Raw genomic sequence first — 20,890 nt, 5'->3', positions numbered from 1 at the left:
ATGACAAATGTTGATCCTCCTGCGTCGGTGCCGGAGGGTCAAGAAACAAAGTTTCGTGGACTCTACGGAAAATGTATCCAGCATAAGCTCTATGAATTCCCGGAGCAATCCAAACGAACCAACCTGCGCGAGGAAATCGACGTTCAGCGTCACCACCGTAAACTAATCAGCTACTCGACTTTCCCGTTTGCACAGGGCAACCCTGCCGGGTACAAATTCATCACCGCTGAACCACTTGAGGAACTTGAGATTCCCAACTTCGATTTTCTATTGTGGAACCTCAACGGCAGCGTGATTTTCGGTGAGGCAAAATCGTCAATCCCAAATAATGCGACAAAAGTGGTGAATCAACTCCAAAAGCGAAAAGAAGTGGCCGAAGAACACAAAGAATACATCGAAGAAAAGTATCTTGGGAGCGAAATCAACCACATGGAGTTCGTGGTGGCAACGTACGTTAATCACGGCGACAAAATCGCGAAGGAAATTATCGAAGAGGGTGCAGAGTTCATCACGTGGGTAGTGGATGCTCACCACGACACGCTGTGGATTCGGCACGCAAGACCCACGTCTTTCCCAGATAACCTGGAAGCTGAAGACCCGGATGAGATGCTCAAGGAGCTTGAGAGACGGCATACGCATGATGTATCGTCGTTGAACGGAGAGTTGGATCGGGTGACGACCAGTTTCGGCCAAGCAGATATCCTACCAACATCGATTATTGTCGATCAGCTCCGCGTCGTGGTCCAAGCACGACGAGTCGAAGATCGATATCCATGTGTGGATCGTGGCGATATCGAGGAATACGTATCAAATAGTGCACTGAACTATACTGCGGAACGAATCTCTGAGATTGTTGACGACCTAATTGAGTCCGGAAAGCGAATCAATTTCCTTTCCGATTGGGATGACGACCGAGCTGAATTCAAAGTGGTTTCGAACTACACGGCCAAAGATGATCTTGAGCGAGTTTTAGAGAACAAGTGGGTTGAATGGCGGATTGAGGGCATGAAAGACAGATTGCGAGACGAATGTGAGAATCAGACAGTCGCTGAGATTGGCAAGCAGAGCCAGCTTGATGAGTACGGAAGTTTCTCTGAATAATCACTTACTTCCCCCTGTTGTGGTGAAGTTTGTTCGAGTTCTGGAAGCATAGCCCCCGATACGATGGTTCCAACGAACAGAATGGCTATTACAGCGATAGTTGAGAATTCTCGTCCTGTCCTCGTACTGATTCGCCGACGCACAGGTGGGATTGCAAACATTCCAACAGCAAGCATAGCCAGTCCCCCACCAACGGATCGGAGAACGTCTGATTCTGGAACGAGGATAGAAACTAATCCAGTGAAAATGAACAAGATTCCAAACGTCCATGGGATGATTGCGAGATAGCGTTTCCAACGTCTTCCTTGATTGTCACTCATAACGATAGGAATACTAGTTAGACATCATATATATTAAAATAGATGGTTGATTCTCTCTCTTCTATCATCGTAACCATCAGTTCATTATCCATCATCACGCTAAACGCCGTGAGTAAAGAATCAACGGCTTGCACGTGTCCACATCATGTTTACGTGATAGACGCTGTAAGCATATGGCTGCTGTCGAAACTGCAACTGCCAACAGGACACTCAATATAGTAAAGAACGCCAAAGACGATGCCGAGATCACCGTAGGGGAATTGGTTGAAAGCGGAAAACAAAAAATTCTTCTTATATCATAATATAACCATAATGATAAGTTAACAAAGGCTTTTGCGGGTTGCATTCCCATTCGAAATAATGTCACACAAGGTCCCGGCGTTAGACCCACTGTTCGATCCTGGCTCCGTCGCTGTCGTCGGCGCGAGCCCGGATTCGTTCTACGCAGGCAACCTCATCGATAATTTACTCAACTACGGTTTCGACGGGGCACTGTACCCAGTCAATCCGAACCGCGATGAAGTATGGGATCGCACATGTTACGATAGCATTGAAGACGTACCAGAGACGGTCGACCTCGTCGTCGTCAGCGTCCCCCGTGACTATGTCGTCGATGTCGTTCGGTCGGCGGGCCAGCGCGGCGTTCCCGCCGCACTTGTTGTCACTGCCGGGTTCTCGGAGGCAGACGAACACGGTGCCGAACTGGAGACTACTCTTGCACGAACAGCCGAGGAAGTCGGTATCCACGTTGTCGGTCCGAACTGTATCGGACTGATGGCCGCACGCGGCGCGACGCTGACCGCCACATGCTCCCGGAAGCCGAATCCAGGAAAAATCGCTCTTGTTAGCCAGTCCGGCGCACTCGCTTTCACGACGTTCTTCGAACGCGCAGCGGATATCGATATCGACTTCAGTCATATCGTTTCGACCGGCAATGAAGCAGACCTCACCACGAGTGATTATATTACCTACCTCGCTGCACAAGAGACGGTTGACGTAATCTGTGTCTACGTCGAAGGATTAAACGATCCCGAGCGGTTCATGCGCGTTGCTGACGAGGCGACGCGCAACGGGACTCCCGTCTTGGCGGTGAAAATCGGACAATCCGACATCGCCGAAGAGGCAACACTCTCGCACACAGGGTCGTTGACCGGCGACGACGACGGCTGGCAAGCGGCGTTCCGTCAAACTGGCGTCCAGCGCGTGCCGGACATCCCGGACTTGCTCTCGCGTGCGAGCGCCCACGCGAACTACGATCCCCCCAAAGGAAACAACATCGCTATCGCATCCACGAGCGGTGGCCTTGCGAGCTTGCTGGCAGATTTAGCAGACGAACGCGGCCTCAACCTCCCCGATATCGACGGCGAAACCGAACGAACCCTGTTGGACATGGAGGAACTACTCACGTTTGGGGAATTTCACAACCCGGCCGATATTCGCGGATACGGTGCCGAGGTTTTGCCCGAGATCGCGGACGCCCTTCTCGCTGACGACGCCTATGACGCCTACGTCTTCGCGATTGGCCTCTCAGGGGTGGACGAACGTGCCGCTAATGTAGCCGCCGACTTGGAAGGTATCGTCGAACGCGCCGACGATCCGGTGTTCGTCCTCTGGACTGGTCGGAAAGACCCCCTTGACCAAACGAAGATACCGCCGTACGCCGAGCTTCGACAAACCATCCCGTTATACGAGGATCCCAGCCGATGCATGGACGCGGTTGCCTCGATGACGGAGTTAGTCGCTAGCCGCGAACGACGCGCGGATCGCCCCACTCGTGCCGAACTTGTCAAATTCTGCAACGATTTCGACAAAAACCTTCCACAAGGTCGCGTCCTCACGTGGGCAGAGTCCGAAAACCTCCTCTCGATGTTTGACGTTCCAGTCGTGGAAACCCATCGCACGTCTAACGCAGACGAGGCCGCTGCTGCCGCCGAGGCCCTCGGCTTTCCGGTCGTACTCAAACTCGACTCGCCTGCCCTCCCCCACCGCACCGACATCGGTGCCGTGAAAGTTGGTATCGACTCCGCAGACGCAGCACGAACGGCGTTCGACGACATCATGGATACTGCTCTCTCAAACACCGATCGAGCGGCAATCGAAGGCGTGCTGGTTCAACCGATGATCGACGGCGGCGTTGAGGCGATTCTCGGGGTGGCTCCGGACGAATTGTTCGGGTCGCTCGTGACGGTCGGTCCCGGAGGTGTCCTCGTCGAGGCACTAGATGACAGCGAGGTACTCGTTCCACCGTTCTCCACAGCCGACGCAAAGGAGGCCATCGCAGCAACGGCCCTCGGAGAGCTTCTAGAACACCGTCGTGACGGTCCTGCGTTATCGATCGATGCCCTCGCGAACCTGCTTGTAAGTGTGGGCGACTTGGCGGCGTCAGCCGAATCTGTCTCCGAACTTGACCTCAATCCGGTGTTCGTCACCGAGGACGGTCCCGTCGTTGTTGACGCGCTGGTTCGAACGGGACAGTAGTTCGAGCGACTCTGTCTCCGATTCAATTCATACAACGCTATCGAAGCTGCTCCTTTCCCGTCAGTGAAAAATAGAGACCTCTTCTAGTCGGGCGCTCTCTCAAGGAGTCGACGGTACCGATCCACCGTGGCTGTGTCGAGGAACACATCTTCCACCAAGAGCGAATCTTTCTCCGATTCGTCGAACGCTTTCACCAGTCGCTTTGCCTGTGCAAGTTCTTCCGCTTCAGGAGTGAACGCTTCGTTAATGGGTGCCAACTGCGCGGGATGGATAGCTGTCATACCGAGAAATCCCAGTGCACGAGCGCGCTCGGCGACTTGTCGAACGCCTGCTTCATCGTCAACATCGAGATGAACCGACGCGACGGGGTCGACACCAGCCATCGATGCGTACTCCACAGTTCGCAGTTCGAGGCGCTTACGTACCCGATCGGGGGTGCCCGGTGCACCAATAGCTTTGCAGTAGTCCGCGAAGCCAAAAGCAAGGCTCACGGTTCCTGTCGCACGGCAGGCCGCTGCGATCTCCCGTCCTGCGTCCATTCCAGTTGGTGTCTCGATGGTTGCCCGAAGCGCGGGTGGGTCGTCGGCAAGCACCGTGAGTGCAGACCACGACTCCCGGATGTTTCTGCCCGACTCTACCATTGGGAGCACCACTGCGTCGGCACCGGCGTCGATGGCTGCGACGATGTCATCGGTGAAGAACTCCGTGTTGCGAGCATTGACCCGAACCGCAATTTCGCGGTTCCCGTCGAGCGTGGGGACGACCGTCCGGAGATTCTCACGGGCCGCGGACTTTTCGTCCGGTGGAACGGCATCTTCCAAGTCGAAGATGAGCGCATCGGCGTCGGTTTCGGCGGCCTTGCGGAGCATCTCGGCGTCGTCGGCGGGCGTGAATAGTGCCGACCTGCGCGGACGGACAGTCATTCGTACCTCGTGAGCAGTTCGGCCTCAGTGCTCTCGACGGGGTGATAGCAGGCGGCCTCGTGGTCACCGTCGCGGAACGTCGAGCGTTTGGGTTCTTCGCCACGGCATTCCTCGGTCGCTTTTGGGCATCGAGGCGCGAAGTTACATCCACTTGGCAGGTTCACTGGATTCGGCGGCTCTCCGGGGAGCAACACCCGTTTACGTTCCTCGGTGGGGTCGGCGTTCGGTGACGCTGACAGCAACGAAGCGGCGTAAGGGTGTTTCGGGTTCTGAACAATCTCGGGGGTGTCTCCGAGTTCGACGACACGGCCGAGATACATCACAGCGAGACGGTCGGTAATCTGTGAGAGACTCGCCAAGTCATGGGAGATGTAGATGATACCGATGTCACGCTCGTCGGCCATCTGACGGAGGATGTTGAGAATGCTTGCTTTCAGTGAAACGTCCAGCATCGACGCTGGCTCGTCACAGATGAGCAACTCGGGGTTTAACACGAGCGCCCGTGCGATTGCGACGCGTTGGCGTTCCCCGCCTGACAGCTGGTGGGGATAGCTGTCAAGGAACTTCTCGGGGGGGTTAAGACCGACATCAGAGAGGGTTTCCAGAACCTCACTGGTGATCGTTTCGCGATTCCGCCCTTGGATTTTGAGTGGTTCGGCCACTGCGTCGCGAACCGTTTGGCGTGGATTCAGAGAGTCGAATGGATCCTGGAAGATGAACTGCACCTTCGAGCGGAACTCCGTAGTTCCCTCGTCGAGATACTCGTCAACGGATCTCCCACGGAAGCTGATGTCCCCACTGGTTCGTGGTTGGAGCACGGAGATTACCTCCCCGAGTGTTGACTTCCCACAGCCAGATTCGCCAGCGACTCCGACGATCTCGCTTTCCCGGACGTCGATGTCTACCTCGTTGACTGCCTTTACGTAGTTTGGCTCTTTCCCGAGCAACTGGTCAAGCATCTTCTGCGTCTGCTGGAACCACTTCGAGAGGTCGTCTGTTTCGAGGACTATCTCGCCAGGTTCACGACTGCCCGCGTCGTCGGTGACGTCGAGTCCCCATGTTTCGGGATCAACAGCGTTCTTGCGGAGCTCCTCTACCCGGTTGATGTGGTAGCAGGCTGATTGCTGCTTCTCGACGTCTCGGAGCGGAGGATGACCGTCGTTACACTCTTCGGTGGCGAACGGACAACGGTTCCGGAAGACACAGCCGGTTGGTTCTTGTGTGAGATCCGGAAGTGATCCGGGAATTGAGACGGCGTGCCGGTCGAAATCTTCGATGTCCGGAAAAGAGTTTTTTAACCCCATTGTGTACGGATTAGTTGGGTTTTTTAATACGTCTCGTGTCCGTCCTTGTTCCATCACTTTCCCGCCGTAGAGGACGGAGATATCATCACAAGTCTCGGCGACGACGCCAATATCGTGGGTGATAAGCAGCAGTGAGCTGTCGATTTCGTCCTGTATCTCCATGAGTTTGTGGACGATTTTATCTTGAACGATGACGTCGAGCCCGGTCGTGGGCTCGTCGGCGATGATGAGATCTGGATCGAGCACCAGTGCCATCGCGATGGTGACGCGCTGGCGCATCCCGCCGGAGAACTGGTGGGGATAGTCATCGATACGATCAGTGTCCAGCCCCACGATGTCGAACACTTCCGCGACGCGCTCGCGCGCATCGGCTTTCGAGGTGTTGCGGTGTTTCCGGATTGCTTGGACGATTTGATTCCCGACAGTCATGACGGGATCCAATGAGTCCATCGCACTCTGTGGGATATAGGATATCTTCTCCCAGCGGACGTCTCGCCACTCCTTCTCGGAGAGTTCGAGGAGATTCTCCCCGTCGAACATGACTGTTCCAGACTCAATTCGGGCGTTGTCGTCAAGTAACCCAAGAATCGAGTGGGCAATCGTGGACTTGCCACAGCCCGATTCGCCGACGAGTCCGTAGTTACTCCCCGGCTCGATCTCGAATGAGACTCCGTTGACGGCGTGAACGTCAGCGTCTGACGTGCTGTACGTGATTTGTAGGTCTTCGACTTCTAATACTGTCATTCGTCGCTCCGTAGTTCTGGGTTAACGATCTCTTCGAATGCCCGTCCCACGAGGAACACCGAGGTGGTTACTAGTGCGATACCGATGGCTGGCGGGAGCACCCACCACCACGCCTCTCGCATGCTACCCGACTCGAACACCTGTTGGAGCATTCGCCCCCACGAGGTGGCCGTCGGGTCACCGAAGCCGAGGAACGCGAGTGACGCTTGCCCTGCAATGGCCCAGGAGACAGCGTAAGCGGTGTAGAGAAACCCGACTCCGAGCACGTTTGGCGCGACGTGAAGGAACATGGTTCGGACGTGACCCGCGCCAGCGGCACGAGCAGATTTGACGAAGGTGCGTTCTTTTACCGTCAATACCTCCGACCTGATGACTCTGGCAGGCATCTTCCAGAAGAACGCCACGATGACCGCGGTGATCAAGACGATGTTCGGTTGGACGAACGTGAGGATGAGCAGCGCCATCGGCAGGAACGGCAGCGCGAACGTCAGGTCGGTCATGCGCATCAGTACCTCGTCAACGCGACCGCCGAAGTAGCCGCTCGTGAGTCCGACGAGGAAGCCGACGACGCCCGTTCCAAGACCGCCGAAGAACCCGACGATGAAGGTCGGTCGTGCGCCGGCTAGGAACTGACTCAACACGTCCTTGCCATACGTCGTTGTCCCGAGTGGTGCTTTGGCGGTCGGTTCGGACAGTCGCAAAATGCCGAAATCGTTCGCACGAAGCGTGTCCTCAATGGGGTGGTGCGGTGCCAGATACGGCCCGAACAGTCCCAGGAAGAAAAACACGCCGAGGATGACAGTTCCAATCTTCGCAGCATCGTCTTGCAATACGATGTGAGCGATACGTTTGGCTCGTGCGAGATTCTCTGTGAGGCGCTCTTTCGCGACGCTCGTGTTCAATAGATTTTCGCCCATCAGACGTCACCTCCTTCGATGGTTGGGTCAAGTTTCGCATACATTACGTCGGCCAGGAGGTTCATTATAATTACTGCGAACGCCATGATGAATACGGCCGCTTGGACAGTTGGGTAGTCCTTCTGGTTGATTGCCAAAACGAGTGCGCGCCCGATACCTGGCCAACTGAACACCACCTCCAAGGTGATGACGCCTTGGAACATCATGCCTAGTCGGAGCGCGAAGTAGGTCATCAACGGAAGCATTGAGTTCCGACCGGCGCGTGCGAGCTGTTCCATCTCCGAAAGTCCCTTAGCACGGTGAAGCGTGAGAAACGCAGACCCCTTGCGCTCGACGACCGAGTTGCGTGCTAATAGCAGGAAGTCACCACTGTAGTAGAGGACGGTCGCGAAGAACGGCAGGAAGTAGTGGTAGGCGAAGTCCGTCGAGAGATACGTCTCTCGTAACCCCTCTGGATTGGCGGTTGCGCTCCGCATCCCGAACGCTGGCAGTAGATCGAGTTGATAGGAGAAGATGATGAGGAAGAAGATGCCCGTGACGAATACTGGCGTCGAGCGAAAGAACGTCGTCACAACGATACTCAGCTGTTCGAACGACGACCCGCGGTTCCAACCCGCATAGGAGCCGAGTATTGAACTGACAATCGCCGTCACCACCAGCGCCGGAACCAACAACACCATCGTGTTGAGCAGTCGTGGGAAAACGATATCACTGACCGGTCGGCTTTGAGCGATTGAGAAGCCGAAGTTCAGCGTGAGCAAACTTTGGACATATTTGATATACTGGACGTAGATCGGTTCATCGAGGCCGTACTGCGCGCGGAGCGCGTCCACCTGTTCTTGTGACAGTCCCCCAGATGCAATCAGCGAACTGAACGGGTCGCCGGGGAGCAACCGGAGTGTGAGGAAGATGATGGAGACGGCCACGATGGTCAGGGCGATCGAAATCGCGACTCGTTTGACGAGAAATCGTCTGAAGCTCATATGTTTGTATGGGTAGGAGAGTTAGGAGAAATCCGCCTGTTCAAGGTCGGATCGGTCGGCGTGGCCGTCTTTGACGCGCTTTTCGAACGCGCCCCACGCCTTTCCTGATGGTGCTTGAAGCGTGTCTCCGTTGTAGGAATATCCGGCCTTCTCGAGCATTTGCTTGCCCTTTTCGGGATTGTACTCGTATGCCGGGATATCCTCGGTGTAAAACGGACTCATCATCGGCGAGATGAGGTTCTGTCCCTTGATGACTGTTCCCCGTCCACCCAAGACGCCCTCGACAAACCCTTTCTTGTCGACTGCATGGCTGAGTGCCTTCCGAAACACCTTATCCCGAACGAGCGGGTTAATGTGATTGATGTGAACGTCGAGTGGCGCGTAGTTCTTCGAAACCTGTTTCTCGACGCCCTTGGATTCAGCTGCACGATCGGCTTGGGAGTTTGATAACGTTGTGCCAATCGCGTCGATATCGCCACTCTGCATGGCTCCGATTAGCGCGTCTACGTTGCCGACGTTCGACCATACGATGCCGTCAATGCCGTCACCGGGGACAAAGTGCTCACCAAGAATCTTTTTCCGGACGTTTTCGTTCCACAGCCAGTGACTGCCGTGTTTCTCCACTTCGAAACGAGTGCCCTGCTCCCAGTTCTTGAACTTGAACGGTCCGGTTCCGACTGGCTGATCGGGGTTGTGCTTCGCTGGATTGTTGACATCCTTCCATCGGTGTTTCGGCAAGATGACGCTCCGAACCACCCGTTGCGTCAGGAACGCGGCGTCCGGTTGCGTGAGGTTAAACCGCACTCGGCCGCCTCCGTTCTGGGAGAGAACCTCAACACTGTCGATGGGCTCGTAGAACGGCCCCATCTCGGGTGCGCTGTACTCTTTGAACAGTTCGACGCTGAATTTCACGTCGTCCGGGCCGAACGACTCACCGTCGTGCCATTTGACGCCCTTACGAAGATCCATCTCGACGGTCGTGTCATCCACGACTTCGGCGTTGGTCGCCAGTCCGGGAACGACCTCTAGTTGGGGGGAGGCGTCGAAGAGTCCGTCGTAGAGATTAGTGAGTCGCTTAGCTTCCGGGCCACCGCCTGCCCACGCGATGTTGAGGCCACCCATGGCCGCCATGACGCCTTTGACCCATGTACTGGAGTTTCCTTGTGGTTGAAGATTGACTTGCGTCCAGATAAACGAGTCACGATTGGTTCCGTTGCCGGCGGTCGGAACATATCCATTCCAATTGTTGGTGTTGCCCGCCATGATAACGTCCGTAAACGCAATGGACAGAATGTAGGCGTCGTCGCTTGCCTTTCGCTGAATCTCGTGGCACAGCTTCGCCCGGCGTTGTTTATCTTGAATCTCTGTCGCTTGGTCGTCGAGAAGTTTGGTTATCTCTTCGTTGGAATAGTTGTAATAGTTTCCTGCATTCTCTGGATGCATTCGCATCAGGAACGGATTGGGGTCAAGGCCACGTTGTGGATCCGGTCCGTGGGTGTTCATTGACACCGAAACGGTCTGGCCGGTGTCGGCCGCCCAAACCTCGTCGTACATGACGTTTGTTGGAACGTCATCGAGTTGCACGGGAACCCCGATGTCTTCGAAGGCACGTTGGATCATTATCGCGTGCTCCCGCATCCATGGCTCTTCGTCGCTCGCAAAATTCACCGTGATTTCGGGAACCTCTGATCCCTCGGTTACGGTGTACTCGAAGGGAATGTTGTCGTTGTTCTTTGTTTCGACCGGCCAGTCGCTTCGAAACATCGTTTTGACGCTTCGACCATCGCCACTGCCGTTACCGTCGCCGCTGTCACCAATTCCGCCACAGCCAGCAAGACTGGTGATACCGAGTGCACCTGTCGTTACAAGCATCCGCCGCCGTGTCAACCTACTATCCTGCTGTCTGCTATCATCTAGCATTGTCTGTGAACGGCAATGCACTAGGGGAATATAAATCCCTATGATGAATCTTATGGCTATTTTGTAATATTCTATATTATTCGAAAATATAATTAGTTCATTTATACCCTGCTTTATATTATAAACTATCGTGATGGGTACTACCTACTTAGACCAAATTAAAAATAAACAGTCTATTGATCTAGTGCTTGCTCAATCAAGAACTGCTCAAAAAACGTTAGGGACAACGAATTTCGACTATTGGGAGCGGACAGTAGCGGTGACGAAACGCTTCTCAGGCTATTCAAAACGGATTACGTTCCAGTGTTGTTCGAAGGCTTAGTCTTCCATTAGAACCCACCAGATTACAACCCGCGGACTCAATTTTCTACGTTCTAACTCACTTCGCCCGTCCTCACCACGGTATGCCATCGAGAGTCCACCAATATGCCAGTAATTCCCGTCACCCCATCGTCCAAAAGTTTGCGTCGCGTTTCGATTCTTCGCGATCTCGACGAAGTTCGAACTCAACTCGCGCTGTTTTCCGTATGCTTCCGCTTTGCCGATATACAGTGGAATCACATCGGCCGGGTTAACATCTTCGACTGGCGCATCGAGTTGGTACATCATGTACAGCAGGCCCTCACAGCCGTCCTCACGGACACCAGCCGAATCGACGCAGTGCAATCCTGCTCGACGAATTTGCTCATCAATCGCTGCAGAGCGCTTCAGAGTGCCGTCCTCTGTTAGCTGTACCGCCAACTCATCCTCAGCGAAGAGGGGAATCGGATCCGGACTCACATCTTCCTGTATGTCTGCGATGATCGTCCCACCGACCCACTGGTACCAACGATCGGCTTTCGAATCCGCTGTCTGAGGGGGTTTCTGTTCATTACTTGGCTGTGAGCCTCCTACCGATTCACTATCCACTGCGACCCAGTCAGGACTGACTTGCCCGATCTCATAGAGGATACGATTCGGAACCGATCTCTCATCAACAGCCTCGTAGAAGACGACTATCTTATGCCTGCGAATCTGCTGACTGTGTCGCTTCTACGGTTATTTCGTGATCAGAACCAGTGTGGAAGGCATCCTCATCGAGTCCTGCAGATTTGAGTGTAGTGCCATCGTCCGCAAAGAGATGGAGGTCCGATTCTTCGAACAAGTACGTTACTTGCTCTCCTTCTGTAAGCTCCACATCTTCATCCACGCGGGCAGTCCACGATTCCTGACCAACGAGAAGATAGAGGAAATTGTCACTCCCCATCGGCTCGACGACGTCAAGCATCGCGGTCTGACTATGATTGTTCGTCCCTTCATCGTCCGTTACTGAGATGTCTTCCGGTCGCACACCCACAGTCAGCCGCTGGCCTATAGCCAAATCACATTCCTGGACGATCGTTTCGTCGATTGGGTACGCAAACGTGGTAGTAGCATCGTCGGCTGTCAAGACATACTGATCGTCCGTCTCGCTGAGTTGGACCTCGAGGAAGTTCATCGATGGTTCACCGAGGAATCCGGCGACGAACTGATTGGTGGGATGATGGTAGACATAATCCGGCGTGCCGATCTGCTGAAGTTCCCCATTATTCAAGACCGCAATACGATCGGACATCGTCATCGCCTCAGTCTGATCGTGCGTAACGTAAATCGTCGTCACACCGAGTTGCCGATGGAGCCGCTGTATCTCGGTTCGCATCTGTGCACGAAGCTTCGCGTCGAGATTTGACAACGGTTCATCCATTAAGAACACTTCCGGATCACGAACGATCGCACGGCCAAGCGCAATTCGCTGTTTCTGCCCACCGGATACCTGGGCTGGCTTTTTATCGAGAATCCCTTCAATGTCCATAATGGATGTTGCTTCGTTGACACGGTCCATTCGATCTTTCTCGGACAGGTCGGTCGTCATCTTCAATCCGAAGCTCATGTTTTCCGCAGCGGTCATATGCGGATAGAGTGCGAAATCTTGGAACACCATCGCCATATCCCGTTGCTGTGGCGAATTTCCCGTAATGTCTGTCTCATCGAGGCGGATTGAGCCAGACGTCAGTGTTTCGAGCCCCGCGATACAGCGAAGCGTCGTTGATTTTCCACAGCCACTCGGTCCGAGTAAGACTAGAAACTCTCCTTCTTCGACGGTGATGTCCAGGTTATCGACCGCGACGACTTCGTTGACACTGTTCGGTGCTGTGAATGATTTGACCAACTGATCGATCCGAAGCGTACCCATGGCTAATTCTGTAGTCTGTGAACAGGTACCAAAACGATTGGCCTCGAGATGGAGTGGTGGCTAACATTTTTGGAAATATCCAAACAACAGTAGGAGGTAACCAATTCGGCCTACCGTGTCCCCGCTGGTCCATATTCTCGATCAAAGTAATCGAGTTCATCGAACATCTTGGTTGCAGTGTTCCACTGTTCGGGGGTCAACCGACCGATGTTCGCACCATCGGAAAAGAGTGAAACTCCGTGTGCACCGCCGTGCAGCGCGAGTTGAATCGCACTAACCAGTTCGTCATCCTCCAACCGATTGAAAGGCCGCTCGCCCCGTCCAGTACGAATCGATGGTGTAATCGGCGTATTTGTCTGTTGGCGAAGTGAGCGGACAACTTCACGGATCCACACCGGATGCATGTCGAGGTCGATGTGTGCCGTCCGGGGGGTGAGTATATCGGCGTACTCCGCGACGTCACACTGGTCGACGCCGAGCATTTTCCGGCTGTCGTCGATGGCTGTTTCGAGATTTGAAAACGCTTCTAACTCGATATTGACGAGAAAGTCCGAACGATCGCGGAACGGTTCGCTCAGTTTCCTGAGAAGCGAATCAATCTGCATACACCTTCGGTCGATCCATGCTGACGACCGTTCCGAAACGCTTTGGAGTTCGTATTGTTCCCGACATTTCTCACAATAACAGGAGAGATAGTTGGACTCATCGTTGCCGATCGGCTGAAATTCGAAGTGGGTGAATTGGATTCCATCGACATCGTAGTCCGCTATCTCCTTGGTAACTGCTTGTAGGTGCTCCGAGACGATATCGTGACTTGGGCACGCCCAGTGCATGTGTTCGGCTGAGACGTTCGGATATCTGATCTCCGTTCCTTCCCTTGCTACTTGGACGGTTTCGGGATACTGTTCCAGGAGGTATTTATCACACAGGACGAAGATCGTCGGAACGATATTGATGTCGTGAACCGCTGCAGCATCGGCGAGTTCGCCAAGTAAATCGCGGCCGTGGGCCTGGTTCGGTGCGACGTCGGAATCGTAAAACACCCGACCATCACTTTCCTTCGTAATAACGAAAATTGTGTTCACACCGTTATTGGCGAGGCGTTTCAATTCCGCGTCGGGTTGCATCGTCGACCATGGATAGAGAGTTACAGCTCGTAATAACTGAGTGTTCCACCATGGATCGACTGTGTTCCCTTCAGACATCGCAATATTCCAATAAAATACATGCGGAAGTTTAACTCTATGGCTCGTATCGACCGAAATCTTCCATCCTCGGTCTTAAACGAATATCTTTGGATATTATCGAATATAGCCCCTAATTTCAATAAACCCCGAATGAGAGTTTCACTCACGAGGCGCAAAACATCCATAACTGACCATGAATAATTCACGCTTTACTCGGCAAGTCCCTAATGCACGATCTCGCCCTCGGCCCCGACGAACCCTCGAACTCAACGGGTCTGAAATCCTTTCGGTTGCGACAGCGATGGGGTCCGAGACACGGTGGAATATCATCAAGGCATTATCAACTGAAACACGAACGATCCACGAACTCACCGAACTGGTCGATCTTTCGAAGGGGACGGTGTCGGTTCACGTAAAACAACTTGAGGAAGCCGGACTCGCAGCCTCACGGTTCAACGTGAGTGACAATGGTGGCGTCGAAAAAGAAATCTCACTCGCGGTCGACGAAATCACGGTCGATCTAAGCGATATCTAAGGCTACGCTTTTCTCACGTACCAAAGCCACCTGTTTGGGATATATAATAGATAAATCCCATCGCGAGTACACCGTCGATCAAACCAGCGATCGGCCATCCCTGTCGCCAGAGGCCTGGCATCGTCTCAGCTACTCCAAGTACTCCACACGTGATCGATCCTATTGAGAGCAATGAGAACGCAATTAGGAGTTTCGTTGCAGGCCGCATTATTCTGACCACGCTCCTGTTGAGAGGTACCGAGTTGCAAGCATCAGAACAGTTGCGATCAAGCCAGGTCCGAGAAGGACGAAGCCGGCGACGGTAAACCCGAATAAGAGACCGATTGAGAGACAAAAAGCGGCTAACCCGATGGTTGGCACCAACCGTCCAAACACGAGTTCAGCGGACCGTCGAGCCGTCTTGCGAACAGAACGGTCACCATCAACCAGGAGTGGATAGTAATACAGCAACAGCACTGAGAGAACAATCAGTATATCGACCGAGAAAAAGGCGAGTAGACCGTATGCAAGTTCATCAGTTCGCTGGAACTGTAGCCATGAGAAACCCGCTATGTCGATGAGAATCAACGTCGGGACGAGTGGGAGTTGACTCCGCCAAAAATACCGTCGGAATACAGATAACGCAGTACGTAGTCGGAATCGATCTCCACGAAGTACGTTTCCAGCCGCGGCGACAGTGATAGCGGTCGCTGGACCAAGAAGAATGATGGTTGGTGCCAAGAGACACCAGCAAACGCTCACGATGACGATACTCGGAAGCGATCGATACGCTGCAGCGATAGCCTCTTTCGAGAGACCGATGAAGTTGACCCGATTTCGATGAGTATCGACAACCATTGGTTTGGAATTCATGGTGGGTAATCGTACAGCTATGCTTTGAGCCCGGACATGGTGACTCCCTTGATGAAATACCGCCGTAGCAGCAAGAACAGCAGTATCGTTGGGAGTGCGAGGAGTGTTGCACCCGCCATCAATGGTCCCAGGCTATTGCCATAGAGACCTGTTTTGGCGAACAAGGTAATGCTCACCGGCAGGGTGTACATGCTTTCGTTTTTGATCACGATGAGGTCCCAGAGCATTTGATTCCAGCGGTTCATGAAGGTGAAAATCGCGACCGTTGCGATAGCGGGCATCGAATTGGGCAACACGATACGAAAGACGATATCGAGTTCGTTACACCCGTCCATTCGTGCGGCATCGATGAGGCTGTCGGGGAACTGTTTGAAGAACTGGGTTAGTAGGAATATCCCAAACGAACTAATTGCGAAGGGAGCAATCATCGCTTGGTAGGTGTTGACCCACCCGAGTTTGACGATGATGACGAACTGCGGAATCAACAACAGTATCCCGGGAATCATCATTGTTGCGAGGATGAAGTTGTATGTAACACTACGTCCATACCAGTCCAGCTTCGCGAGGGAGTAGGCAACGATACACGACGTGATGACTACCGAAACGACCACGGCTCCCGTGACGATGATGCTGTTGATGAACTGGCGAACGATCGGGACGTTTTCGAGGAGGAATCGATAGTTCTCTAACGTGAATGTCGATGGGATCACCTGCAACGAGTAGATGTCACTTGCAGGTTTAAACGACATCGAGACCATCAGAGCGAACGGGAACACTGGGAGGATGACTCCGAGTGTCAGTACGATATACACGAGTATTTTCTTCCCCGAAAGCTCAGACAATCGTTCGTGACCGTCGGCGAACACTCCGGAGTTGTCGGATTCGATACTCATTATACCGACACCTCCTGATCGACGTAGTTTCGTTCAACGTAGCTGATCACGAAAATCATTGCTGCAAGGACGACACCGATCGTACTCGCATAGCCCATCTCGAGATACGAGAACGCATTTTGATAGATGACGAGAACGAACGTTTTGGTTGCGCCGTTTGGCCCCCCACTCGTCATGATGAACGGTTCGGTGAAGATTTGGAACGCAGTAATCGTCGAAAGGATCACTACTACCAGAATGCTCGGATTCAACAACGGGAGGGTGATGTAGCGGAACTGTTGCCACTCGCTGGCACCGTCGAGTGATGCCGATTCATAGATCGTTTCTGGGAGTGATTGAAGATTCGCAAGGAAGATGATTGCATAATAGCCGATGAACTTCCAAGAGACCATCATCGCAATGGCTGGCATCGCCCACGTAGTACTACCGAGGAAGTTAATTTCTGTTCCTGCTACAGCGAGCATCTGATTGATGTACCCATCGGGGGCATAAATCCATTTGAAGACGACTGCAACGACGACACCGCTCGTGACATACGGGACGAAGTACCCTGCCATATAGAGTGCCCGTCCGCGAACGATTCGATCCAGCAGCACAGCTACGCCGAGAGCTAGCACTATCTGTGTCGGCACGTTCACGACGAAGAAGAACAGCGTGTTTCCGAGAAGCTGCCAAAAGAGGTCGCTCGTTAGTAATTGTACGTAGTGTTCAATACCAACAAACGGTGTTTCAGGACTGATGATGGACCATTCGTGAAAGCTCAAATACAGTGCGAACAGGAACGGGAAGATTAGAAACACCGACGCCCAGAGGAACCATGGCACGATGAGAGCCCATCCCATTAGGTTATCGTCATAATCTCCGAGACGTTTGGTTGCAGTTCCGAGGAAGGGCAGATGTGCTATCCACTGGCGAAATTCACTTTTCGTGGTCGCTGTGTCCGGTTTCCCTGTCCCTGGTTCGGTTGTTGCGTCTGGCATAGATGTTGAACTCGTTACTATACGTTGAGTGCTTGATTGATACCGTTCTCAGCGTCGTCAAGCCCTTTCTGTGGTGGTTTCTTCCCCAGCGCAACGGGCACGAAACACTGTTCGCCAAACACGTTCATGATCTTCGTATAATCTGGTGTGTAAGCCGGTGGGTGCGACGTTTCGAGTGCCTGTGCGTACGGTTTGATATTGGGATTTTTCTCGAAGAAGCTGCTTGCGGAACTGACGAGATTTTTTCGAAGCGGCAGTTGGAGCGTCTTCTTCAGGAATTTAGTGTCCCACTTCGATTGTTGCTCGAAACTGACGAACTTCCAGGCTTGGTTTGGCTGTTTGGCCGACGCAAAGATTGAGGTGTTCTTCGGATCTGCGTACGTGTGGCTGTTCTGTGTGGTCCCGTCCGGAACCGGGGGGTTCATATGGGACATTGAGACGTCCTTATTGACACCTTCGAAGTACGGGATAACCCATGGCCCGCCAGAGTTAATAACTGCTTCATTGTGCGGAAATTTCGGCTTCTCGCTCCCTTGTGTCGGAGCGAGATCGGCGCTATAGAGGTCCTGGAAGAACTGAAGTATCGTCTTTGCCGTTTTGTTATTGAACGCTGGTTTGACGGTGTCTCCTTTTTGAGAAAACATCGATTTCTCTCCCTCTGATGCAGCAAGGTACAATGGGAGAAAATCGAACCATCGCTCGTACCACGTCGGTTTCGGTGCCCGGTCCCAGAGCACCTTTGCGTTACCATCACCAACGATCTTCTTTCCAGCCTCAAGCAATCCAGATAGCGTCGTCGGGTACTCGTCCGAATTTTTGTAACCAGCCTTCTTGAGAACAGTGTCGTTATATTGGAACAACACCGGATTTGCCTTCCACGGTGCTTGATAAAGACCACCATCCGGTGCTTCGTAGCGTTTCAAAATTGTCTTGCCACACCGATCGGTCAGGAAACTCTTTACGCCATCAATTTCGTATAGATCCTTTGCGGCGCCGTTCTCCTGGAGTTGTGCGGCGAACCCAGGGAACACGTTTGCGAATACGTCGGGTTCAGTATTTGATGCAAGTGCCGAGAGTACCACCTGTTCGGAACTATCCCCTTCGGGAACCGGCCGCACCTTCAGTTTCGAATCGTGTGATTTGAGGAACGCTTTCTTGGCGTTGTTGTGAAACTCCAATTCCTCTTTGTTTGGCGACGACCAAAATTCGGTTTGGCTGCTTTTCTCCCCATCCGATCCACTACTGGAACCACCCAATCCACCTGTGCAACCAGCGAGGGAAAGCATTGCTGCCGTACTTGTACCGGCTGTGGCTTTCACGAATTGTCGACGCCGAAGTATATTGTGCCTCGTCATGTGATTGCTTCACAACTGTGCAATCAATTGTGATGTATAAATCTCGCTCTCGAATTTGATTTGCATCAAACGGGTTTGAGAGATATCGATAGTTCAACGCCAGCGGCCGACGTATTCGCACTGGAAGAGAGGCATAGCCAAACGGTGAAAAGGAAAGAATTCTTAATTACTATATCTTATCCTTGAGAGAACAATAGGCCGCATACTGCTCGACGTTGAGGGGGGTGGAGCTTGTCGCTAGAGACACCCACGAAGATACTCTATTGCCTGCGGAACCGCCTCGAAGTCATCGTCTTCGCCCTCGTATTCGAGGGTTACAAAGTCGTCATAGCCACGCTCAGACAGCGCTGTCAGTGATTCATCGTAGTAGGGATAGTTCGGTTCGGATCCGTCCTCGTCAAGATCATCATACGCAGCGTGAACATGATCCGCTAAGTGCAACGTTCGATCGATCGATTGTTTCCCATCGATGTAATTTGCCAGATCTAGAACGAGACCAAGGTCACCGTTTACAAGGCTTCGAATGTGGAAGATGTCGTCTGCCGTCCGAATGAGGCCATCATGGTTATGATTTTCAACAGCGAGCGTCGTTTCAACGGTCTCACCGTAGTCGACACACTCCTGTAGACACGTCGCGACATCTGTCCACACCTGTGGATCATCGTGTTCGCGGTCGTGGAGTCCCGGAAATCCGGTGAACGCTCGCAGCACTGGCGCGCCAAGCTGATCGCCGTGGTCCAACCACGTTTTAACCACCTCGACGTCTTCGCGTCGCTCTTCGGGCGTTCCCTTGGCGAAGTCGTTGTAAAAAACCGATAAACATGCGATTTCCAGATCGTACTCTGAAAGGAGATCCGAAACCTCCGCGATTGTCTCTTTATCGTCACCTGGAAGATGTCCATCGAGCAGTTCGACTCCTGAAATTTCGAGTTCCGAACTACAAATTTCGAAAAACTCCTCGAGAGACATCTCGTCTTCGAATTCGTCGTGATAAGAATACGAACTGCAAGCGAACTTCATTTGTCCGCCTCCGTTTCAAGCGGGAAGTGAACGCGTTGCCCAGATTCCGATGATTGATAGATGCCCATGACGACTTCGAGTGCGCGTTTTCCATCTCGACCAGTCACGGTCGGTTCGCTGTTAGTTCTGGCCGATCGGATAAAGTGTTCTACCGGACCGCCGTACTTGGATTGTTCCGGAATCGGAACGTCGACAGTTCCACAATCGTTACCCAATTCAAGCCGAAGTGACGGTGCGACTTTGTCGACATAGAGAACGCCTTCTTCACCGACGATCTGCATCTCGATCGACTCGGGATCCGTTCGCCACGCCGTCTCAAAGGTTCCCAGTGTACCATCTTCGAACCGAAGAGCCGCGACGGCCGTATCCTCGACGTCCGCATCCATTGATAGGGTATCGCTGTATCCCGATAGAGACGAAACTGAACCGAATAGATGGTTGATGAGGTCAGCATTGTGGACGCCAATATCGATGAGCGCGCCACCACCGGACGTATCTGCATCCGTAAACCACGTTGACCGCGGTGACCATCCCTCTGGACCAGGATGGCTAAACCGACTTCGCACTGACAGCACATCACCGATCACTCCCTTCTTGAGTACCTCTTTGGTCTTCTCATACACTGGATTGAAGCGTTCGGTCTGGTCGATCATCAGGAATGCTTCACTGGCATCCGCCGCGTCGATCATCGCATCGGCTTCTGCCAAGGATGTGCTGATCGGCTTCTCACAGAGAACGTGGATATCGTGTTCGAGAGCGGTACAGACGACTTCTTTGTGAAGATGATTCGGAAGACACACACTGACAGCATCAACACTGCCTGATTCGATCATCTCTATATAATCCGTGTAGTATGAATCGATCTCGAATTCCTCCGCGACCGTCGCAGCTTTCTTTTCCTCGACGTCGCACACGGCTACGAGGTCGACTAAATCGCTCGTTCGATATGCGGGTATGTGAAGCCGCTGAGCGATTGCTCCGGTACCGATAACTGCTGCTCGTAGATTCTCGGTCTCAAGACCCTCGGTTTCGGAGGAAATCATGATCTCTTGTCCCATATTCACGCGACTGTCGTTCGACATTCCCAATTAATGTCTTCCTCAAATTTGATTAGTACAGTCGATATTTGGAAACTATCCAATATCTATGCGTTTCAAAGAACTGCA

The 20,890-nt window shown here is 53.1% G+C and carries 18 protein-coding genes; 4 read left to right on the top strand and 14 right to left on the bottom strand.

Annotated elements, in window-relative coordinates; genetic code table 11:
- The 3 genes from LIX15_RS30645 to LIX15_RS30640 all read left to right on the top strand — a co-directional run bounded on the left by LIX15_RS30645 (position 1) and on the right by LIX15_RS30640 (position 3,899).
- Positions 1 to 1,101, top strand: a complete 1,101-nt coding sequence (locus tag LIX15_RS30645) for a hypothetical protein (RefSeq protein ID WP_227779189.1) — start codon at positions 1 to 3, stop codon at positions 1,099 to 1,101.
- 493 nt (positions 1,102 to 1,594) lie between these two features.
- Positions 1,595 to 1,723 carry a hypothetical protein gene (locus LIX15_RS33080; RefSeq protein ID WP_265338473.1) on the top strand — a complete coding sequence of 43 codons (129 nt, stop codon included), beginning with the start codon at positions 1,595 to 1,597 and terminating at the stop codon, positions 1,721 to 1,723.
- Positions 1,724 to 1,781: 58 nt separating this feature from the next.
- Positions 1,782 to 3,899 (top strand): acetate--CoA ligase family protein, encoded by a 2,118-nt coding sequence (locus tag LIX15_RS30640; protein ID WP_227779188.1) that lies wholly within the window; start codon positions 1,782 to 1,784, stop codon positions 3,897 to 3,899.
- Between the two features lie 83 nt (positions 3,900 to 3,982).
- Here LIX15_RS30640 and LIX15_RS30635 read toward each other — a convergent pair whose 3' ends face one another.
- From LIX15_RS30635 to LIX15_RS30600, 8 genes are all read right to left on the bottom strand, one after another.
- Positions 3,983 to 4,822: an HpcH/HpaI aldolase/citrate lyase family protein gene (locus LIX15_RS30635; RefSeq protein WP_227779187.1), complete on the bottom strand. Its 840-nt coding sequence runs from the start codon at positions 4,820 to 4,822 to the stop codon at positions 3,983 to 3,985.
- On the bottom strand, positions 4,819 to 6,870 hold the full coding sequence (locus tag LIX15_RS30630) for a dipeptide ABC transporter ATP-binding protein (protein ID WP_227779186.1): 2,052 nt from the start codon (positions 6,868 to 6,870) through the stop codon (positions 4,819 to 4,821). The genes LIX15_RS30635 and LIX15_RS30630 overlap by 4 nt, the downstream gene beginning before the upstream one ends.
- Positions 6,867 to 7,787 carry an ABC transporter permease gene (locus LIX15_RS30625; protein WP_227779185.1) on the bottom strand — a complete coding sequence of 307 codons (921 nt, stop codon included), beginning with the start codon at positions 7,785 to 7,787 and terminating at the stop codon, positions 6,867 to 6,869. The genes LIX15_RS30630 and LIX15_RS30625 overlap by 4 nt, the downstream gene beginning before the upstream one ends.
- Positions 7,787 to 8,770: an ABC transporter permease gene (locus tag LIX15_RS30620; protein WP_227779184.1), complete on the bottom strand. Its 984-nt coding sequence runs from the start codon at positions 8,768 to 8,770 to the stop codon at positions 7,787 to 7,789. Before LIX15_RS30620 ends, LIX15_RS30625 begins: the two co-directional genes overlap by 1 nt.
- Before the next feature lie 21 nt (positions 8,771 to 8,791).
- Positions 8,792 to 10,642, bottom strand: coding sequence for an ABC transporter substrate-binding protein (locus LIX15_RS30615; protein ID WP_227779286.1), 1,851 nt, complete (start codon positions 10,640 to 10,642; stop codon positions 8,792 to 8,794).
- Positions 10,643 to 11,008: 366 nt separating this feature from the next.
- Positions 11,009 to 11,599, bottom strand: a complete 591-nt coding sequence (locus LIX15_RS30610; RefSeq protein ID WP_227779183.1) for a hypothetical protein — start codon at positions 11,597 to 11,599, stop codon at positions 11,009 to 11,011.
- Between the two features lie 91 nt (positions 11,600 to 11,690).
- Positions 11,691 to 12,902, bottom strand: a complete 1,212-nt coding sequence (locus LIX15_RS30605) for an ABC transporter ATP-binding protein (protein WP_227779182.1) — start codon at positions 12,900 to 12,902, stop codon at positions 11,691 to 11,693.
- A gap of 110 nt (positions 12,903 to 13,012) precedes the next feature.
- Positions 13,013 to 14,029, bottom strand: coding sequence for a family 10 glycosylhydrolase (locus tag LIX15_RS30600; RefSeq protein WP_227779181.1), 1,017 nt, complete (start codon positions 14,027 to 14,029; stop codon positions 13,013 to 13,015).
- Positions 14,030 to 14,390: 361 nt separating this feature from the next.
- Here LIX15_RS30600 and LIX15_RS30595 point away from each other — a divergent pair, with 361 nt between their 5' ends.
- On the top strand, positions 14,391 to 14,624 hold the full coding sequence (locus tag LIX15_RS30595; protein ID WP_265338472.1) for an ArsR/SmtB family transcription factor: 234 nt from the start codon (positions 14,391 to 14,393) through the stop codon (positions 14,622 to 14,624).
- A 207-nt stretch (positions 14,625 to 14,831) separates the two neighbouring features.
- On the opposite strand, the gene LIX15_RS30590 is transcribed toward LIX15_RS30595, so the two are convergent.
- The 6 genes from LIX15_RS30590 to LIX15_RS30565 form a co-directional block, all read right to left on the bottom strand.
- Positions 14,832 to 15,476, bottom strand: coding sequence for a YesL family protein (locus tag LIX15_RS30590; RefSeq protein ID WP_227779179.1), 645 nt, complete (start codon positions 15,474 to 15,476; stop codon positions 14,832 to 14,834).
- A 17-nt stretch (positions 15,477 to 15,493) separates the two neighbouring features.
- Positions 15,494 to 16,369 (bottom strand): carbohydrate ABC transporter permease, encoded by an 876-nt coding sequence (locus LIX15_RS30585; protein WP_227779178.1) that lies wholly within the window; start codon positions 16,367 to 16,369, stop codon positions 15,494 to 15,496.
- Positions 16,369 to 17,349: a carbohydrate ABC transporter permease gene (locus LIX15_RS30580; protein ID WP_227779177.1), complete on the bottom strand. Its 981-nt coding sequence runs from the start codon at positions 17,347 to 17,349 to the stop codon at positions 16,369 to 16,371. The genes LIX15_RS30585 and LIX15_RS30580 overlap by 1 nt, the downstream gene beginning before the upstream one ends.
- Before the next feature lie 17 nt (positions 17,350 to 17,366).
- A complete protein-coding gene (locus tag LIX15_RS30575; RefSeq protein WP_227779176.1) occupies positions 17,367 to 18,668 on the bottom strand; it encodes an extracellular solute-binding protein in 1,302 nt (433 codons plus the stop codon).
- A gap of 273 nt (positions 18,669 to 18,941) precedes the next feature.
- Positions 18,942 to 19,724 carry a sugar phosphate isomerase/epimerase family protein gene (locus LIX15_RS30570; RefSeq protein ID WP_227779175.1) on the bottom strand — a complete coding sequence of 261 codons (783 nt, stop codon included), beginning with the start codon at positions 19,722 to 19,724 and terminating at the stop codon, positions 18,942 to 18,944.
- Complete coding sequence (locus tag LIX15_RS30565; protein ID WP_227779174.1) at positions 19,721 to 20,767, bottom strand: Gfo/Idh/MocA family protein; 1,047 nt, start codon at positions 20,765 to 20,767, stop codon at positions 19,721 to 19,723. Before LIX15_RS30565 ends, LIX15_RS30570 begins: the two co-directional genes overlap by 4 nt.
- Between the last annotated feature and the right edge of the window lie 123 nt (positions 20,768 to 20,890).

This window comes from Haladaptatus pallidirubidus (assembly GCF_020700235.1).
GTDB classification, from domain to species: Archaea; Halobacteriota; Halobacteria; order Halobacteriales; family Haladaptataceae; genus Haladaptatus; species Haladaptatus pallidirubidus.
The sequence above is the reverse complement of the archived record's forward strand: the minus strand, read 5'-3'. Positions and strand labels throughout refer to the sequence as shown.

What these genes read in the sequence shown, in the direction of transcription:
- LIX15_RS30645 (WP_227779189.1), top strand. Translation starts at nt 1, where the DNA reads ATGACAAATGTTGATCCTCCTGCGTCGGTGCCGGAGGGTCAAGAAACA.
- LIX15_RS33080 (WP_265338473.1), top strand. Translation starts at nt 1,595, where the DNA reads ATGGCTGCTGTCGAAACTGCAACTGCCAACAGGACACTCAATATAGTA.
- LIX15_RS30640 (WP_227779188.1), top strand. Translation starts at nt 1,782, where the DNA reads ATGTCACACAAGGTCCCGGCGTTAGACCCACTGTTCGATCCTGGCTCC.
- LIX15_RS30635 (WP_227779187.1), bottom strand. Translation starts at nt 4,822, where the DNA reads ATGACTGTCCGTCCGCGCAGGTCGGCACTATTCACGCCCGCCGACGAC.
- LIX15_RS30630 (WP_227779186.1), bottom strand. Translation starts at nt 6,870, where the DNA reads ATGACAGTATTAGAAGTCGAAGACCTACAAATCACGTACAGCACGTCA.
- LIX15_RS30625 (WP_227779185.1), bottom strand. Translation starts at nt 7,787, where the DNA reads ATGGGCGAAAATCTATTGAACACGAGCGTCGCGAAAGAGCGCCTCACA.
- LIX15_RS30620 (WP_227779184.1), bottom strand. Translation starts at nt 8,770, where the DNA reads ATGAGCTTCAGACGATTTCTCGTCAAACGAGTCGCGATTTCGATCGCC.
- LIX15_RS30615 (WP_227779286.1), bottom strand. Translation starts at nt 10,642, where the DNA reads ATGCTTGTAACGACAGGTGCACTCGGTATCACCAGTCTTGCTGGCTGT.
- LIX15_RS30605 (WP_227779182.1), bottom strand. Translation starts at nt 12,902, where the DNA reads ATGGGTACGCTTCGGATCGATCAGTTGGTCAAATCATTCACAGCACCG.
- LIX15_RS30600 (WP_227779181.1), bottom strand. Translation starts at nt 14,029, where the DNA reads ATGCAACCCGACGCGGAATTGAAACGCCTCGCCAATAACGGTGTGAAC.
- LIX15_RS30595 (WP_265338472.1), top strand. Translation starts at nt 14,391, where the DNA reads ATGGGGTCCGAGACACGGTGGAATATCATCAAGGCATTATCAACTGAA.
- LIX15_RS30590 (WP_227779179.1), bottom strand. Translation starts at nt 15,476, where the DNA reads ATGAATTCCAAACCAATGGTTGTCGATACTCATCGAAATCGGGTCAAC.
- LIX15_RS30585 (WP_227779178.1), bottom strand. Translation starts at nt 16,369, where the DNA reads ATGAGTATCGAATCCGACAACTCCGGAGTGTTCGCCGACGGTCACGAA.
- LIX15_RS30580 (WP_227779177.1), bottom strand. Translation starts at nt 17,349, where the DNA reads ATGCCAGACGCAACAACCGAACCAGGGACAGGGAAACCGGACACAGCG.
- LIX15_RS30570 (WP_227779175.1), bottom strand. Translation starts at nt 19,724, where the DNA reads ATGAAGTTCGCTTGCAGTTCGTATTCTTATCACGACGAATTCGAAGAC.
- LIX15_RS30565 (WP_227779174.1), bottom strand. Translation starts at nt 20,767, where the DNA reads ATGATTTCCTCCGAAACCGAGGGTCTTGAGACCGAGAATCTACGAGCA.